We start from the raw sequence: 17,000 nt of genomic DNA on the forward strand, positions 1-17,000 counted from the left end.
GCTTTCCTCTCATCTGGAAGGCCAGCCATTGTTTTTTTGTTGAGCAGAATGTCGATTGCGACCTGCTCGGCCCATGCCGATCATTTTTACAGCCATTTGTGTATTAGGAGCAATTTTGGGATGATCGATAAAAGCATCGCCTCCGCTGCCGATGCCGTCGCAGACATTCAAGATGGTGCATCGGTGATGATCGGGGGCTTTGGCACGGCCGGTATGCCCGATCAGTTAATTGACGCCCTGATTGCCCGAAATGTGAATGATTTAACGATCATCAACAACAATGCTGGCAATGGTGAAACGGGCTTAGCCGCTTTGCTAAAAGCAGGGTGCGTCAAAAAAATCATCTGCTCCTTTCCCCGCCAATCGGACTCCCACCATTTCGATGCCCTATACCGATCCGGCCAGATAGAATTGGAATTGGTACCACAGGGCAATCTTGCTGCGCGTATTCAAGCCGCAGGGGCAGGATTGGGTGCGATCTTTACCCCCACAGGCTATGGAACATTGCTGGCAGAGGGCAAAGAAACGCGCGAGATTGAAGGCGTAAATTACGTGCTTGAATATCCTATTCACGCCGATTTCGCGCTGATCAAAGCGCAACAAGGCGATCGTTGGGGCAATTTGGTGTACCGCAAGACGGCGCGCAATTTTGGACCAATTATGGCGATGGCAGCCAAGACGACGATCGCCCAAGTTTGCGACATTGTCCCACTGGGCAGCCTGGACCCTGAAACGGTCATCACCCCCGGAATATTTGTTCAGCGCGTGGTCGAAATTGGCGGCGTCGCCAGCGTTGCCGCTGAAGCTTGATCCAGAAAGCCAAGAATATGATCCGTTTGACCCGCGACCAAATGGCCGCCCGCGTCGCCCTCGATATTCCCGAAGGTTCCTATGTCAATCTGGGCATTGGCCTACCCACCAAAGTTGCCAATTATCTGCCCCAAGATCGCGACATTTTTCTGCAAAGCGAAAATGGCTTGCTGGGCATGGGCCCTGCCCCTGCTTCGGGCGAAGAAGATTGGGATTTGATCAATGCTGGTAAACAAGCCGTAACCTTGTTGGCGGGCGGCAGCTACTTTCATCATGCCGATAGTTTCGCGATGATGCGCGGCGGCCATATCGACATCTGCGTTTTGGGTGCATTTCAGGTCGCTATAAACGGCGATCTGGCGAATTGGCACACCGGCGAAGCAGACGCAATTCCTGCTGTTGGCGGGGCGATGGATTTGGCCATCGGCGCCAAAAAAACCTTTGTGATGATGGATTTGCTAACCAAGCAGGGACAAAGTAAATTGGTTGAACACTGCACCTATCCCTTAACCGGATTGGGCTGTGTTTCGCGGATTTACACCGACCTTGCGATATTCGACGTCGGGCCACGCGGCGCGCAAGTGGTCGAGATGGTCGACGACCTTTCGCTGGACGAATTACGCACATTGACGGGCGTACCGCTTGTCATGACCACCGCCAATATGGCGGAAGGTCTGCCAACAGGAACAACCCATGACTGAAGCCTTTATCTGCGACGCCATCCGCACCCCAATTGGCCGATATGGCGGCGGCTTGTCCGAAATCCGCACCGACGATCTGGGTGCCATTCCCCTGCGGGCGCTGATCGCTCGCAACCCACAATTGGATCCGGCGGCGATTGAAGAGCTATTTTACGGCTGCGCCAATCAATCGGGCGAGGATAATCGCAACGTTGCGCGCATGAGCCTGCTGCTCGCAGGCCTGCCATATCAGGTGGCGGGGGTAACGCTGAACCGCTTGTGTGCATCTGGCCTCGAAGCGGTTGGCGCGGCGGCGCGGGCAATCCGTGCCGATGAAATGCAATTAGCGATGGCAGGGGGCGTTGAAAATATGACGCGCGCGCCCTTTGTTATGGGCAAGGCAGACGGCGCCTTTGGCCGTAACCAGAAAATCGAGGATACAACCATGGGCTGGCGCTTCGTCAACCCAGCCCTTGATGCGCTATATGGCACCGAAACCATGCCCCGCACGGGCGAAAATGTGGCGGAGGATTATGGCATCAGCCGCGCGGATCAGGATGCTTTTGCACTGCAAAGCCAGTTGCGGGCCAAGGCCGCTCAAAATAATGGCTTTTTTGCGAAAGAAATTATTCCCGTCATCGTCCCCGGCAGAAAACGCGGTGAAACATATGAGTTGTCAATCGACGAACATCCGCGCGCGGATACGACATTAGAAACGCTGCAAAAACTACGGCCTTTATTCGGTCCAAATGGCACCGTTACGGCGGGCAATGCATCGGGTATCAATGATGGGGCTGCCGCGATGATAATAGTCAGCGAAGCGGCTGCAAAGGCCCATGGCCTTGTGCCCCGCGCGCGTATTTTGGGCATGGCGTCGGCTGGCGTCGAACCGCGCATCATGGGTATTGGCCCCGTTGCGGCGACGCAAAAACTGATGACCCGCCTTGGCATGTCGATTGGCGATTTCGATGCCATTGAATTAAACGAAGCCTTCGCCAGTCAGGGGCTTGCTGTCATGCGCCAGCTCGGCCTTGCGGATGATGCCCCGCATGTAAACCCTAATGGCGGGGCGATTGCGCTTGGCCATCCGCTGGGCATGTCCGGTGCCCGCATCGCGATGACGCTGGTGAATCATTTGGAACAAACCGGCGGCAAGCGCGGCCTCGCCACGCTGTGCATCGGCGTCGGCATGGGGCTGGCGCTAGCCATCGAGCGCGTCTGACGTCAGCGCGCCGAACCGGGCGAGTGACTAACAAAGAAAAGCTGAAGCGTCTTGTCGCCAGCTGCATCAGAATTTGATTATATCACATAAAAAAGCGGACGGGATTTGAACAACCCCGTCCGCTTTTTCATGATGATGCCGTCATGGCGCGGTCGGTTATTGACCCGTGAATTTTGGCGCACGTTTTTCAAGGAACGCCTTGGTGCCTTCGGCATGATCCTTGGTAAACAGCGTCAGTTGATCATAGGCTTGCGACATTTCAAAAGCGCCTGCGGTCAATTGCTTGATCATCAAATTGATCGACATCTTGCTATAATTAATCGCCAGCGGCGCACCTGCTGCCAGTTTCTTGGCATATCCATCTACAAAATCATCCAATTCTGCATCAGGCACGCAATAGTTGATCAAGCCCATTTCCGCTGCTTTCGCCGCATCAATGGGATCACCCGTCATCATATATTCCTTGGCTTTATGAAAACCGATCAGCAGCGGCCACAGCGCCGGACCGCCATCGCCTGCGGCAATGCCCATGCGCACATGGCTGTCGCAAAAACGCGCGCCTTCCGCTGCAATCACCATATCCGCCGCAATGGCAACATTCACGCCAGCGCCATAAGCTGGGCCGCGCACTTTCGCGATAATCGGCTTTTCGCAATCAAGCATGTTCCAAAACAGACGTCGCGCCGCGCCCGTCATAGGTTTTTTCACGCGGCCCGCTTCATTTTCGGCATCCTGCACGCTCAAATCTGTACCAGCGCAAAAAGCATTGCCCTCGCCCGTCAGGATGACCACACGGATATCATCATCCATATCCACATCGGCCCAAATAAACTGCAATTCACGGTGCATGGGCCGCGACAGGGCATTTTTCTTGGTCGGATTGTTCAAGGTCAGCGTCGCGACCCCATCATCCCGCTTGTCGATCTTAATCCATTCATATTTACTGGGATCTATCGCTGGCATATCGTTAAAACTCCTATTTGGTCATCCGTGTCAGCACAGCCACTGGGCATGGCGACATAATCTTTGTGTCCGGCGCGCCAACGTTCCTGCACAAACTCTTCCTGCGCAAGGGCGCGATCCAGCGCAACGCCATCTTGATCGTCTAAGGCCTGCATCTGCCACTGAACCGAGCGAGCGTCACAGGCCGCAATCAGGGCCGCTAGCGCAAGGCAGCGGTGCATCAACTGGTCGCTGGGCACCACTTCATTGGCGATGCCCCATGCACAGGCGGTTGGTGCATCAATGAAATCGCCCGTCAACATCATGTGGCGGGCCCGGCGCAACCCAATGGCGCGCGGTAACAAGGCGCTTTGGCCCCATGCCGGAAAAATACCAATTTTTGCGTGCGTATCCGCAAAGGTCGCGCGATCCGATGCGATAATGAAACTGCAACTCAGCGCAATTTCCAATCCGCCCGTAACACACGGCCCATCGACCGCCGCGATGATCGGTTTACGCAAGGCGCGAATGGCCTCGGCAGGATGCGGACGCACGAGCGGCCCCGGATCCGCCCGACTTTCGCGAATATCCGAACCAGCGGTGAACACACCGTCCGCGCCCGCCAAAATAATAGAATGGACGCTGGGATCGCTGTCGGCCTCTGCCAACAAGATCGCCAGCCTACGTCGCATCGCACGGGACAGCGCATTACGCGCTGCTGGCCGATAAAAAATCAATATGCGCACGCCGCCATCATCCTGAACGATGATCCGCGCATTTCCATCGTCCGTCATATCCGGCCTGCCATCAGCGCCGGATGAACCATCCCATCATAAAGCAAAGAGAATAGGTTCATCCGGCCACCCTGATTAATGAAAGCGGAACTGAACCGAAGCACCGACAGACGCCGGTTCGCCATAGCCTTGCTGCACAGCCGCCGTGGCGGGCTGAACCTGATTGCGATAAGCTTTATCCGTCACATTCGTACCATAGATCGAGAAGGACCACGCCGTGTCGGGCAAAGTATATGTCGCCCGCAAGTTGAGCAGCGCATATTTATTCTGATAAAATTGTTCAACCGGATCAAAATAAATGCGGCTGGTGTAGTAAAGATTGCCATTTAACAGCAATTCGCCGCCACCCACAGGCAGCTTGTAATTCACATCCGCCGATCCTGTAAAACGGGGCGCGCGCTGCATTGCAAAGCCACTGGCATCAACCGTTTCGACAGCGAAGAATCCCGATGGCTGCTGCACATAGCGTACCGCGGTATCAAAATCCTTGTACTGGCCATGGGTATAGGCACCGCCCAAAGTGACGCTGAAGCGAGGGGTAAGTTCGGCGGTGATTTGTGCATCCACACCATAGATTTCGGCAGACGCCGCATTGCGAACAATCGATCCTGGTGACAGGAAAGCCGTTACCTGAAGATCCTTATAGTCATAATAATAAGCCGACATATCGAACCGCAGGCCGGGCCGTGCCATTTTATAACCAATTTCAAACGCGTCGATTTTTTCGGGATCAACAGGCAGAATACGGTTGCTGCTGGCGGGAAGCTGGCCTGATTTAAAGCCCTTGCTGTAGGACGCATAAATGCTGGCACGATCCGCCACTTCATAGCGCACGACCGCGCGCGGGGTCAGGCTTTTCCATGTGCGCTCGCCATGATGGATGCCATCGCTGGGCAAATCCAGATGCAGATCGGCCTTTTCGATGCTGTAACGAAGCCCGCCCGTCAGGAACAAACGATCGCCAATCTTATAAGTACCATCGGCAAATATAGCATAAGCATTGGTGGTGTTGACCGACCCTTGCGTTTTCACAAAGGGTGCACCGAGTGATGAAACATTGACCGAAGGATAGGCAATGTCATTCCAGAAATAATATCCGCCTAGGAACCAGTTAAAACGGTCCCCCATGCTGCCAGACAGATTCAGTTCTTGCGTGAAGGCCTTATCGATGGATTGATAATTGGAATGCACAATCGATTCCGACGATGAATCATTGTCATTAGCAATGAAAACCCGTTCGTCGCGATATTGCGTATAGGATTTTAGGGTCACATCACCCAGATCAAATTCACCGGTCAAATATACCGCATCGCCGTTAATGCGGCTTTGCGTTTCATAATTATTGGCAACATCGCCGCGATCCGATGGGATTAAGGCACCGGAAACTTCCGATCCGGCAGACAGGCCACGATAGACATTTTTGGCCACAAAGGTTGGGTCATCCGAACGCTGATGCGAATAAGCCAAAGTCAGCTTGGCATGGTCGCTCAATTCGGCAAGCAGCTTGGACCGCACGGCCCATTTTTCGAACCGCGCTTCGGAATGGCCGTCGATCAGGCTTGTAACAAATCCGTCGCCGCGCTCATAATATCCGGTCACATCCAAAGCGAGCTTGTCGGTCAGACCGGTGGACGCGTAGAAGCCCAAATTCAGACGATCAAAGCTTTGATAGCTAGCCCGCGCCATCATCGTTGGGGTGAAAGACGGGGCCTTGGTGGTCACCAAAATCGCACCACCCGTGGCATTGCGGCCAAATAAAGTGCCTTGTGGCCCCTTAAGCACCTGCACATTTTCCACGCTCATGAACGACAGATCAGACGTCAGGCTGTTCGGAATATAAAAACCGTCAACATAGGTGCCAACATTGGAACTAAGGCCCGGCCCTGCGACCGAGCTGCCCACGCCGCGAATGGTCGGCTGCGCGAAAGTACCGGACTGGTCAAGGCGCAAACCGGGAACCAGCGCTGGCAATTGGCTGACCCGCGTAACGCCTGAATTTTCCAGCGCCGCGCCGCCGATGGACGCAATGGAGATAGGCACATCTTCCAAACGTTCTTGCCGCCGCTGTGCGGTGACGACGATGTCCATGGAATCGACCACAGCCTGCTCCTGAGGCAGCGCGGTATCCTGCGCCAAGGCCGCACCGCCCACACCCGCCAGCACCAAGGCAGACATGGCGGCAGATACCCGCAACCCACGCGCAACGGCGCGAGGCGAATGCAGATAGGAAACAGTGATCGTCATAACATCTCCCAAGATGTACGTTATTCGTACGTTTGTAACCATTTATTATATAAGTCGGCAAATTTTTTCTGTCAACGGCGTATGTTTTGCAAGTCGCTGAAACAGGAATGGAAATTATGAAACGCCCATCCAAACTGCGCGCGGGATGTGCCGCTAGCGAGCAGGATCAGCCATCGCGCAGGTAAAATTAAAGCGCGCTATGCGCTGCGGTGCGGTCCTAAATATCATCGCCCCGTGCGTCGCGGCGGCATCATGGCTGGCAAATCCGATCAACATTGCGCGGCCCCCGCAACGGACAATGGACCGCTTTCGGAATCAGCGCCCACGCAGAACCGCTTTGTAACCATTATGCGTGCTGGCGCTCCGTTTCAGCGGCGATAGATTATGCGTCCCCACCAACATCAACGGATATCATCTGCGCTGCCGTCCGCGATCATCCAGTCCAACAATTGGGCGCATGATGATTTGTGATGAAACAAACCCTGCACCAGCCCGCATCCCAATCCGTGGATGAACATGACAGCCACACCCATGTGCACCGCAGCGCGCACATGGCGCACAGCCGTGCATTTATGGATGATGGGAAGACCGCTGCCTTAGACACATCGCCTTGCTCTTGCGGTGTATATCCAGCCATTTCGACAATGCTGACCCCGCCCTTGATAATAGCCTGATGATAGTTGGCACAAGATGGCGGGGTCATGGTCGGCAAAATGGTCAGAATAAAACCACAGGATGATCAGTCATCGCGCGTCAGCTCGGTCAGCCGCCCCTACCCAGCGGCGTTCGAAACAGCCGCCGCCAGTTCTGCTCGGCCAATTCATTACATCCGGCCCTGAACGATCAGAAGGGTGACACCGACTTGCGGTGCCACGCCAGAGGATCATGTGGCCGGCGTCTCGGCTTGACGATGCGAGGGCATGCCATCAAGCAACAACACCTTGGTTTCCAAATAAGGGCGCAGTCCCTCTATCCCACCTTCACGGCCCACGCCGGATTGCTTGTAACCACCAAAAGCAATGGTGAAATCCATACGGATCGAATTGTGACCGACGGTGCCGGAACGCAATTCGCGGCCCGCCGCATAGGCTCTGTCCACGTCATTGGTGAAAATCGAGCCATTTAGGCCGAATGGGCTGTCATTGGCGATGGCCAGCAGATCCGCTTCGCTGTCGGCTGGAATAACCGACAGGACAGGTCCGAATATTTCTTCCTGCGCAATCACCGATTTATTGTCGACATGGCCAAAAACAGTTGGTTCAACAAAATAGCCCCGTTCCAGATGCGATGGACGACAACCGCCCGTTCCCACCGTAAAGCCGTCGGCCTTGCCCTGTGCAATATAGCCCTCCACCCGTTCGCGCTGGCGTGCCGTTGCCAGCGGCCCCATGCCGGATGCGGGATCAAAAGGATCACCCACCCGCACCTTGCCCATTTCCGCGCTTAAGGCTTCCAGCAATTGGTCGTGGCGATGGCGGCTGACGATCACGCGCGTCAGCGAGGCGCAAACTTGCCCCGTCATATCCGGCGCCGCAGCAGCAATGGTGCGCGCCGCCGTTTCGATGTCATAATCATCCAAGATAACAGCGGCGGATTTTCCGCCCAATTCCATGGTGTAACGCGCCATGCGGCCACCCAGAACCGATGCGATATTTTTCCCCGCAGCAGTCGACCCCGTAAAAGAAATCTTGTCGATGCCGGGGTGGCTAACCAAGGCTTCCGATGGGCCGCGATCCGCCGTGACCACGTTGATCACGCCGCGCGGCAAGCCCGCCGCTTCGGCGATTTCAGCCATCAACAAGGCATGGCCAGGCGCTTCTGGTGACGCTTTAATCACCACGGTGCAGCCAGCGATTAAAGCGGGAGCAAGCTTGAACGCAATCAAGGAAATGGGGCCATTCCATGGAATGATCGCGCCGACTACGCCCACCGGCTCACGCACCAGCAATCCAGCCTTGGCTCCCGAAAATGTACGATGCTCTTCTTCGAACGGGAAACGTGTCGCCAGACTGGCATAATATTTATACAGTCCGCTGACGCCTGTGGCGTGGGCGCTGGCTGTGCTGTGCAATATGCCCATTTCATTGGGCCAGATATAAGCAACATCGGCGGCGCGTGCATCAAGCAAACGCGCCATTTCCATCATATAGCCAGCGCGTTCAACATGGCTCATGCGCGGCCATGGACCGGTATCAAATGCCGCGCGCGCCGATGCGACAGCGCGGTTGATATCAACTGCTGTCGCGGCGGCCACACGCACAAATAATTCTTCGGTCGCGGGTGCAATAACGTCAATCGTTTCGCCGCTAGAAGCAGCGACCCATTCCCCATCAATAAACAGCTTGTCAGCTTGGCTGATCGGAAAGTCGCGGATGGCCTGTGTCATGATCGTCTCCAATTATTTTTGAACCGCAGCGCCGATCAGGCCTGCCCTGCCTTTTTCAGACGGTCGGTTACCGCGTCCTGAAACATGCGAATTTGGATTTCCATGCCGCCCAGATGAACTTCCTTCATCGTGCCGGAACGCAGGCCCTTGTCACACATTTCAGCCGCCCAATAATCTTCCTGACCAAAAGCGCGGCCCATCAGTTCAAACGACCGGCGCATACGATTTTCCGTCTTCTCATCCGCCGGTGGCTGATTAATCAACATATAATAATCGACTTCGCATTGATCGGTGGCGATCGGGCGCACGATACCCAGACTGATAAATTCCGGGCTGGCGACAATGATGCCGTTCGGGAATGGGATATAAGAAAACACCATCATTTGGCGCATTTCTTCGAAATCTGTCGAAATCTTGGTTTTTTCGAAATTGCCACGATGCGCTGCGTTGCGAATATGCGGTCCGATGCGATCAATGACATTTTCGGAATCAACAAAGAAACGGGCCAAACTATCCTTGTGCAATCGCGTCACATGATAGCTGTCGAGCATGGAATCCATGACCAGCTTCCAATTCGCACCAACCTTGAACGTGGTTCGATCATAAACCTGCATCCGGCCCAGACCCAGCGCATCAAAATCGGCTTCCAATTCGCCGCGCACCTGTGCGAAATCTGGCGGATTATCGGCATCAAGACCAACCCAGATCAACCCGCCCGCTTCCACGCAAGGCAATGGGAACAGTCCCAAATCCTTCTTGTCCAAGCCCGGAAAAGTTTCCGCGCGCGGCAAGCCAATCAGCGCGCCGTCCATATCATAGGTCCAAGCATGATAAGGGCATACAATGCGTCCAGCCTTCACTGGATCATTCGAAACGCACAATTTCATGCCGCGATGGCGGCACACATTGGCAAAGGCTTTCGCTTCGCCATCTTTGTTGCGGGTAATCAGCACGGGCATCCCAGCCAGATCGACACGGGTATAAGCCCGCGCTTCGGGCAGCAAAGCCGAAGGACAAGCCAAAACGGGTTCACGGCGGAAAATCGTTACCATCTCTGCGTCAAAGCGCGCAGGATCGATATAATTGGCAGCGGGAATGGCATCGCGCACTTGGGGAAAAGCGCAATCCGCCAATTCCGGCATAGCGTTTAGCAAACGCTGTTGGCCTTCGGTAAGCGTGGTGTTGATCATATCCTGACCCATGATGTTCTCCATCAGATCCTGTTAAACTCTAAGCGGAGGAATTTGCGTTGCTGATTTGCCGACTGGTCGCCTTAACAGCCGTCCTCGGCTGCTATCCCAAACCCAGGAAAAGCAAGGCGTGCGACCCGTTCTTTATGCTGAGCGCTGTTGCCAAAAATTTGTTGGTTCAGCTTCGCTCGCTTCAAGAATAAATGGCACACATGCTCCCATGTGAAACCAATGCCGCCGTGCAACTGAATGGCGTCGGCCGCCAAAGCGGCATAGACATCGCAGCAATAAAATTTTGCGCTGGCCGCCAAAGTTTCGGCATCCGCTTCTTGGGCAGCGACGGCTTCGGCGGCATGGCGCGCCAAGGCGGTTGCCGCTTCCAACTGGACTTTCCAATTGGCCGCGCGATGCTTCAACGCCTGAAATGAACCAATGGGCCGTCCAAATTGTTCGCGCACGCCCAGATATTCAATCGTCCGCTCCAACGCCGCAGCCGCTCCACCAACCGCGTCACAGGCCAGCGCAACGTCACCATGGCTGCGTAAAATGGCAAGCAGCCGATCCGTTAGCGGGATCAAGTCTTGGGCCTGCACCGCAACATCGGTCAGGTGGACGGCGCCAAGGGTACGGGTCAAGTCAACCGCAGGCTGGCGGCGCACCGACACACCATCGCCGTCCGCCTTCAGCAGCGCCAGACCCAGCGTCGCATCAGCCTGAACGACGGGCAGCAAAAACAACGACGCGGCATCGGCAAATGGCACATGATCATAGACGCCATTGATCCGGCCATCGACCACCGCTGGCAAAACCGCCGAAGCCGTTACGGCAAAAGGCAGCATGATAGATGCCATAACGCCGCCAGCAGCCATGTCGGGAAGCCAAGCCGCTTGCTGGGCATCGCTGCCGCCTTGACCAATTGCCTCAGCAGCAATCAGCGTGGTTGTCACGGGAACAGAAGCAAGGCTGCGCCCCAATTCTTCATGCAGCACGGCCACATGCGCCGCGCCCAATCCCAGCCCACCAAATTTTTCATCAATGCCCAGCGCCAGCCAGCCAAGATTGGTCATTTGGGCCCATAAATTTTGATCAAGCGGGCGCCCATTCTCGTCGGGAATTTGATCCCCTACTTGGGCGTGATGTTCGCTCAGAACCTGCCGAATTGAATCGCGTAATTCGTCAAGCGCAATGCCATTTTCTTCCATTGCCATCTCCTTACGCCGCTTCGCTGCGCGCTGCGCTGGTCAGATTTACAGGCTGCGTTCCATCTGACCATAGCCGGTCAGCAATATCGATCGCTGCGCCATAAACACCGCCCGCTTCGGCTTGTAATGCGCGAATGCGATAGGTCCAGAAATGCAACATATGTTCCGTTGTCACACCCATTCCGCCATGGAATTGATGCATATCAAACAATAGTTTCTGAACGCCCTGCTGGGCATGGCAGGCCGCAAAATCAGCATGGACCGGATCGGCGCTCCACGCCGCCCGCATAGCCAGATAATGGGTGGCCATGGCATAGGCTTTGCATTGCACCAATCGATGCTTCACCGCTTGGAATGAGCCCACGGGCTTTCCAAACACATGCCGCTGCTTCACATAATCCACGGTGAAATCAATGGCCGCCATGGACGCCGCTGCCGTTTCAACGGCGATGGCCACACGCCACCATTGCCGCAGCACCGCGCCCTGGCCAACCAATAGCCGAGCCGTCGCCAAATCTGGCGGCGTCACAAAGCGGCCATATGGATAGCCATAGATGCTGTTAACGGGCTCTACTTGCGCGGGATCAATGGTCAAAATGGCAACATCATCGCCCATATCGACCAGCATGGTTTGGGCGATGGTCAGATTGCGGTGCGCTTTTTCAAGATTCCGCACGCTGGCCAGCGCCACCGGACCGGCCAGTTTTTCGCCCGCCAGCACCATCGGTGCCACCAGCCCCGTTGCGGATGTTTCCACCATCACGGGCAATTTTGCTGTTTCAGCCACCACCAGCGCGGCTTCCAAGGCGCCGATGTCATGACCAGCGTCCAGAAAACCACTTTCCGTCAAAATTTTCTGAAGCGTTTCATTGAAATAGCAATAGCTGAAACGCTCCGCCTGCGGCAGTTCGGCATGGTCCTGCAAAATTGATTGCAACGCGCAAACCAGGGCATCCTGATCTTCTGTAAAGTGAAAGTCCATAAATCAGCCCCGTGGCAGACCCAGCCCATTATGGGCCACCAAGTCTAGTTGGATTTCATTGGTTCCGCCGGTAACCCCCGCCGGAATATTGATGCGGTAATAATCCTCCAGCAAGGGGTCGCCCCCAGCCAGCGCATCGGGCAGAAATTCTGCCAGAAAGTTCATCAGGTCCGTCACCGCGTCCAAGGAGCCAACGCGCGACAGATTGGCATCAGTATTAGGTGGCAAACGCTTCACGCGCTGATCCACCACCAAATAGGTCAGCATTCTTGCGCCTTCAAATTTGGCAGCAATCATCCCAGCCCGCGATTGGACGATGGGATCATTGTCATATCGCCCTTCTTGCTTCAGTTGTTCGATCGCCAGCTTCAACGCTTCCAGTCCGACATGATAGCGCGGCACACCCACACGTTCATAGGACAGAGCATGGGTCACAATCTTCCACGCCTCGCCCTCTCCGCCCACGCGATTTTCCACAGGCACACGCACGTCTGTAAAGAAAACTTCGTTCAGATGCCCGTCCTTGATCAGCCCAGGGAAAGAGGTGACCGACACGCCTGGCGTATCCATCGGCACGAGCAAAATGGAGATATCTTTCCGGCTTGGTCCCGTGCGCGCTAACAGGAAACACCAATCTGCTAAACGCGCATAGGATGTCCAAATCTTGGATCCATTGACGACATAATGATCACCATCGCGCTCAGCTCGCGTGCGCAGCGACGCCAGATCCGTACCCGCATTGGGTTCGGAAAAACCCTGACACCAAATTACTTTGCCACTGGATATTCCCGTGACATGTTGTTGTTTTTGCTCTTCCGAACCATATTGCATCAGCGTGGGGCCGATCCAATTGACGTTCATATATTGCGGCCCGCGCGGCTCGCCTGCGGCCTTCATTTCTTCGCCAAGGATGAAATGATCCCAGTCCGCACCGCCAGCACCGCCAAATTCCGGGGGCCAATGCGGCACTAGTAAACCACGCTGGGCTAGTTTCGCGCAAAATTCGCGTGAAAACTCAATTTGCAAATCCGAGGCATAGCTTTCTGGAACATAGGTTTCGTCCCAATTATCCGGCAACAGGTCATCCAACGCCGCGCGAACGCGCTGACGATATTCTTCCTGCTGCGATGTCCATCCAAACTCCATGTCACCACCTTGTCGATTGTGCGGCCGTCACTTGACGCCGGCCAGCTTGGGTTCACGCGGCAAATTGAGCGCGCGTTCCGCGATAATATTGCGTTGAATTTCGCTGCTGCCGCCGGAAATGGTCCACGCCCAGGAATAGAGATAATCCTGCATCCAATTGCCGGTTTCATTGCCGCAACCCATCAGCACAGGCTGTAGATATTGCGCGTTCGCACCGCCCAGCGTGACCCCCAGATCGGTAAAATCGCGCAGCAAATCACTATAATATACTTTGATGATCGACGGTTCGACACCAGCCCCAGCGCCTTCCATCACGCGGGTCAGCATATTGTTGACTAACAGCCGCAGCGCCTGAATGCGCGCATATATATCAACCAGTCGGCGACGAATTTCATCATCGTCAATCAATCGGCCACCCATTGGTGACGGCGATTGGGCAGCATCCAACAGCATTTGAAAACCATGGCGCATCCGTTCAGCCAGTTCCAAAATGGTCAGGCCGCGCTCCGACGACAAGGTCGATTGCGCCACAGCCCAACCGCCATGTTCGGGACCAATCAGATTTTCGACTGGAATTTTGACATCATCCAGAAAAATCTCGTTAAAATGCGATGCCCCCGTGATCTGCTTAATCGGCCGCAGCGACACGCCGGGCGTTTGCAGATCCAAAATCATATAAGATATGCCGCGCGTTTTGGTCGCCGTGGGGTCGGTCCGCGTCAGCAACAGGCAATAACGGGCGTGATGCGCATTGGACGACCATGTTTTTTGGCCGTTCACAACATAATGATCGCCGCGTCGTTCGGCACGGCAACGCAGACTAGCCAGATCGGACCCCGCATTGGGTTCCGAAAAGCCCTGACACCAAATTTCGTCGCCGCTTAACACCGCTGGCAAATGGCGACGACGCTGCTCATCCGTCCCCCATGCAAGCAAAGTCGCAGGCACATGGTAGAGCGCGATAAAATATAAAATCAGCCGAGGTGCGCCCGCGCGTGCAATTTCTTCATACAGGACAATTTGCTGCGCAAAAGAAAATCCGCTGCCGCCCCATTCGGCGGGCCAATGCGGAGCGCCATATCCGCCGTCCATCATTTTGCGGAACCAGAATTTCTGGAAAGCAACATGCTCTTCCTCAGACGCTCCGGTCATCCGTTCTTGCCAGTCTGCCGGCAGGTTGGCCTGTAACCAGCCCCTGACCTCTTGCCGGAATCCTTCAAGATGCTTCAACTCATTGATCATATAAGCCCCTGAGCATTATCCCGACATCCTTATTCCCTATGCGATACGCCGCCCTGTCGCTTGCGCAACAATGGCCAAAACCAACCACTGCTGAAGACGCTGCGGGCGATCACCCAATTCCTCCGATTCTGATGGGAAACCCCATCCATGGAAGAAAAGAGTCCGTCTTTCGCATTTTCAATTTGTGCGATTAACGTTCGCGTGTTCTATATAAGATCATTGTCTTCTTTTACGATGCTTGTCAAGCGGTTGCCGGACACAGAATCTAACAAGTGGATCAGGATCAGGCTTTGCCAGCGATCATCCCGTAAAAGCTGCGCAAGAAGGGCGAAAAAGGCTGTTAAAAAATGCGACTGGGAATCATTTCCGATATTCATGGCAACGCCGCCGCGCTGAATATGGCGCTGGAAAAAATGGGCGACATTGATCAACTTTTTTGCCTAGGGGACGCCATCGATCAATTTCGTTTTTCCAATGATGTTGTCGGCATCCTCAAGGAACGGGATGCCCTGACCATTTGGGGCAATCATGAAGAGATGTTCTTCAGCCCCCTGCATTCCCGCGCGCGGTCTGCGGAATGGATTGATCCAGAACTGCTGGAGTGGCTGAGGACAAGGCCTCGCCGCCTTGAACTCGACATGGATGGCCTGCATATTTTGCTGACCCATGCGACATCATGGTCCGATCGCTATGACTATATTTTCCCGCACAGTCCCGATTTCACTCGCTTCGGCGATTGCGGCCGTGACCTCTTATTCTATGGCCACACGCACCATCCGGTTTTGCAAATGGTGCAGGATGTCTATGTCGTCAATCCGGGATCGCTGGGCCATGGCCGCTTGGTCGATGACCAGAACATGCTCAGCTACGCCATATTTGATACCCAAGTTGGTGAGGCGGAGATCGCCGATTTCTGCCTCACCAATTGATATAGCCTATGCTTAGGCCTGCGGCTTGTCCCACTGTAAATATAAATCAGACAGGGCCGCAACGCCGCCGGCGCGCCAATGGGCCTGCGTGCCCGGCTTAATCCAAAAGCGTGGAATACGCCGCGTCCATTCCTGAACCATGATGCGCATTTCCATGCGCGCCAGAAAATTGCCGATGCAAACATGCGGGCCGGTAGAAAATGCCAGATGGCTGCGATTGGCACGATCAATATCGATCACGTCTGGATTGTCATTCTTGCGATCATCCATTCCGCCCAACATCAACGGACAGGACACCATGTCACCCACATGAAAATGCGCGCCTGCCAGTTCGAAATCCTTTTTCACGACCCGCGTTTGCTGCACGATGGAACAGCGCCGTAACGCTTCTTCGACAAAATTTTGCGCGCATTCAGGATCCGCGACCAAGCGATCCTGTAAAGTGGGATGCAGCGCCAATTGGCGGAATGTGAATCCCAGCGTATTGGCAACTGTATCCAACCCCGCAATAAACAGCAAAAACCCGATGGACTGCAGTTCTTCGTCCGTTAGCGGGCGCCCCTTTACCTTTTCATTGACCAGCTTGGTCATCAAATCGTCACGCGGATCGGTTTTGCGCTGTTCAAATTCGTCCCACATGACTTTCATCATATGCTCCTGCAATTCGATGCGGCGTTCCAACGTGGTCGGACCAAAATATTCCAGCACAATCACCCGAAATTCTTCGAACCGTTCCAGCGGCAATCCCATAAGTTCCATGAACACCGATACGGGGAACGCAGCGCCAACGCCTTCGGCAAATTCGCATTCACCCTTGTCGATCACCGCATCAATCAGCCGATTGGCCCATTCCCGCAGCTTTGGCTCCATGGCGCGGATGGTCTTGGGATCAAAATGCCGCATCAAAGCCATGCGGAATGGCAAGTGATCCGGCGGATCAAGGTTCAGCGGAATCATCACAAACGGGCTGTTGGATTTGGGGATATCCAGTTCCCGATTGGAAAAATGCTCGGTATCGCGCAGCACTTTTTCCATCAGGTCATAGCGTGTTACCACCCAAAAACCGCCATTGCGCGGAGTATAGAAAATGTCCGGCGCCTCGCGGTGCAGGCTGCTATACCCTTTTTGCAAGTCCACTTCGAACCGGCGATCCATAAAATGGTCAAATTCAAAAATCTGCTCGTCTTTGACATAATCTGGGACGAGCGCCCGTAAGGACTGATCCGTCATA

14 protein-coding genes are annotated in these 17,000 nt (G+C 54.8%); 4 read left to right on the forward strand and 10 right to left on the reverse strand.

Going from position 1 to position 17,000, the window contains the following annotated elements; translation table 11 throughout:
- The first annotated feature begins 120 nt into the window (after positions 1–120).
- The 3 genes from LKO31_RS07875 to pcaF are packed head-to-tail and all read left to right on the forward strand — an operon-like array spanning position 121 to position 2,712.
- The gene (locus LKO31_RS07875; protein ID WP_227689753.1) at positions 121–810 is read left to right on the forward strand and encodes a 3-oxoacid CoA-transferase subunit A; all 690 of its coding nucleotides are present in this window, start codon (positions 121–123) and stop codon (positions 808–810) included.
- Between the two features lie 17 nt (positions 811–827).
- Positions 828–1,511 carry a 3-oxoacid CoA-transferase subunit B gene (locus tag LKO31_RS07880; RefSeq protein ID WP_227689754.1) on the forward strand — a complete coding sequence of 228 codons (684 nt, stop codon included), beginning with the start codon at positions 828–830 and terminating at the stop codon, positions 1,509–1,511.
- Complete coding sequence (gene pcaF, locus LKO31_RS07885; protein WP_227689755.1) at positions 1,504–2,712, forward strand: 3-oxoadipyl-CoA thiolase; 1,209 nt, start codon at positions 1,504–1,506, stop codon at positions 2,710–2,712. Before LKO31_RS07880 ends, pcaF begins: the two co-directional genes overlap by 8 nt.
- 156 nt (positions 2,713–2,868) lie before the next feature.
- Here the strand turns inward: pcaF and LKO31_RS07890 are convergent, their stop codons facing one another.
- The 9 genes from LKO31_RS07890 to LKO31_RS07930 all read right to left on the reverse strand — a co-directional run bounded on the left by LKO31_RS07890 (position 2,869) and on the right by LKO31_RS07930 (position 14,840).
- The gene (locus LKO31_RS07890) at positions 2,869–3,675 is read right to left on the reverse strand and encodes an enoyl-CoA hydratase/isomerase family protein (RefSeq protein WP_227689756.1); all 807 of its coding nucleotides are present in this window, start codon (positions 3,673–3,675) and stop codon (positions 2,869–2,871) included.
- Positions 3,663–4,448: an enoyl-CoA hydratase-related protein gene (locus LKO31_RS07895; RefSeq protein ID WP_227689757.1), complete on the reverse strand. Its 786-nt coding sequence runs from the start codon at positions 4,446–4,448 to the stop codon at positions 3,663–3,665. The genes LKO31_RS07890 and LKO31_RS07895 overlap by 13 nt, the downstream gene beginning before the upstream one ends.
- 75 nt (positions 4,449–4,523) lie before the next feature.
- Positions 4,524–6,692, reverse strand: coding sequence for a TonB-dependent receptor (locus tag LKO31_RS07900; RefSeq protein ID WP_227689758.1), 2,169 nt, complete (start codon positions 6,690–6,692; stop codon positions 4,524–4,526).
- A gap of 883 nt (positions 6,693–7,575) precedes the next feature.
- Positions 7,576–9,078, reverse strand: coding sequence for an aldehyde dehydrogenase (locus tag LKO31_RS07905; RefSeq protein WP_227689759.1), 1,503 nt, complete (start codon positions 9,076–9,078; stop codon positions 7,576–7,578).
- Positions 9,079–9,113: 35 nt separating this feature from the next.
- Positions 9,114–10,280, reverse strand: coding sequence for an aromatic ring-hydroxylating oxygenase subunit alpha (locus LKO31_RS07910; RefSeq protein WP_227689760.1), 1,167 nt, complete (start codon positions 10,278–10,280; stop codon positions 9,114–9,116).
- A 71-nt stretch (positions 10,281–10,351) separates the two neighbouring features.
- A complete protein-coding gene (locus LKO31_RS07915) occupies positions 10,352–11,476 on the reverse strand; it encodes an acyl-CoA dehydrogenase family protein (RefSeq protein WP_320443487.1) in 1,125 nt (374 codons plus the stop codon).
- 4 nt (positions 11,477–11,480) lie between these two features.
- On the reverse strand, positions 11,481–12,452 hold the full coding sequence (locus LKO31_RS07920; RefSeq protein WP_227689762.1) for an acyl-CoA dehydrogenase family protein: 972 nt from the start codon (positions 12,450–12,452) through the stop codon (positions 11,481–11,483).
- A gap of 3 nt (positions 12,453–12,455) precedes the next feature.
- Positions 12,456–13,598 carry an acyl-CoA dehydrogenase family protein gene (locus LKO31_RS07925; protein ID WP_227689763.1) on the reverse strand — a complete coding sequence of 381 codons (1,143 nt, stop codon included), beginning with the start codon at positions 13,596–13,598 and terminating at the stop codon, positions 12,456–12,458.
- Positions 13,599–13,625: 27 nt separating this feature from the next.
- The gene (locus LKO31_RS07930) at positions 13,626–14,840 is read right to left on the reverse strand and encodes an acyl-CoA dehydrogenase family protein (RefSeq protein WP_227689764.1); all 1,215 of its coding nucleotides are present in this window, start codon (positions 14,838–14,840) and stop codon (positions 13,626–13,628) included.
- Between the two features lie 347 nt (positions 14,841–15,187).
- Here LKO31_RS07930 and LKO31_RS07935 point away from each other — a divergent pair, with 347 nt between their 5' ends.
- Complete coding sequence (locus LKO31_RS07935; RefSeq protein ID WP_227689765.1) at positions 15,188–15,769, forward strand: metallophosphoesterase family protein; 582 nt, start codon at positions 15,188–15,190, stop codon at positions 15,767–15,769.
- A gap of 12 nt (positions 15,770–15,781) precedes the next feature.
- Here the strand turns inward: LKO31_RS07935 and LKO31_RS07940 are convergent, their stop codons facing one another.
- The gene (locus LKO31_RS07940) at positions 15,782–16,999 is read right to left on the reverse strand and encodes a cytochrome P450 (RefSeq protein ID WP_227689766.1); all 1,218 of its coding nucleotides are present in this window, start codon (positions 16,997–16,999) and stop codon (positions 15,782–15,784) included.
- Between the last annotated feature and the right edge of the window lies 1 nt (position 17,000).

This window comes from Sphingopyxis yananensis, from assembly GCF_020687785.1.
In the GTDB taxonomy this organism is placed as follows: Bacteria; Pseudomonadota; Alphaproteobacteria; order Sphingomonadales; family Sphingomonadaceae; genus Sphingopyxis; species Sphingopyxis yananensis.

Coding starts and splice junctions, on each gene's coding strand:
- LKO31_RS07875 (WP_227689753.1), top strand. CDS start 121: ATGATCGATAAAAGCATCGCCTCCGCTGCCGATGCCGTCGCAGACATT.
- LKO31_RS07880 (WP_227689754.1), top strand. CDS start 828: ATGATCCGTTTGACCCGCGACCAAATGGCCGCCCGCGTCGCCCTCGAT.
- pcaF (WP_227689755.1), top strand. CDS start 1,504: ATGACTGAAGCCTTTATCTGCGACGCCATCCGCACCCCAATTGGCCGA.
- LKO31_RS07890 (WP_227689756.1), bottom strand. CDS start 3,675: ATGCCAGCGATAGATCCCAGTAAATATGAATGGATTAAGATCGACAAG.
- LKO31_RS07895 (WP_227689757.1), bottom strand. CDS start 4,448: ATGACGGACGATGGAAATGCGCGGATCATCGTTCAGGATGATGGCGGC.
- LKO31_RS07900 (WP_227689758.1), bottom strand. CDS start 6,692: ATGACGATCACTGTTTCCTATCTGCATTCGCCTCGCGCCGTTGCGCGT.
- LKO31_RS07905 (WP_227689759.1), bottom strand. CDS start 9,078: ATGACACAGGCCATCCGCGACTTTCCGATCAGCCAAGCTGACAAGCTG.
- LKO31_RS07910 (WP_227689760.1), bottom strand. CDS start 10,280: ATGGGTCAGGATATGATCAACACCACGCTTACCGAAGGCCAACAGCGT.
- LKO31_RS07915 (WP_320443487.1), bottom strand. CDS start 11,476: ATGGCAATGGAAGAAAATGGCATTGCGCTTGACGAATTACGCGATTCA.
- LKO31_RS07920 (WP_227689762.1), bottom strand. CDS start 12,452: ATGGACTTTCACTTTACAGAAGATCAGGATGCCCTGGTTTGCGCGTTG.
- LKO31_RS07925 (WP_227689763.1), bottom strand. CDS start 13,598: ATGGAGTTTGGATGGACATCGCAGCAGGAAGAATATCGTCAGCGCGTT.
- LKO31_RS07930 (WP_227689764.1), bottom strand. CDS start 14,840: ATGATCAATGAGTTGAAGCATCTTGAAGGATTCCGGCAAGAGGTCAGG.
- LKO31_RS07935 (WP_227689765.1), top strand. CDS start 15,188: ATGCGACTGGGAATCATTTCCGATATTCATGGCAACGCCGCCGCGCTG.
- LKO31_RS07940 (WP_227689766.1), bottom strand. CDS start 16,999: ATGACGGATCAGTCCTTACGGGCGCTCGTCCCAGATTATGTCAAAGAC.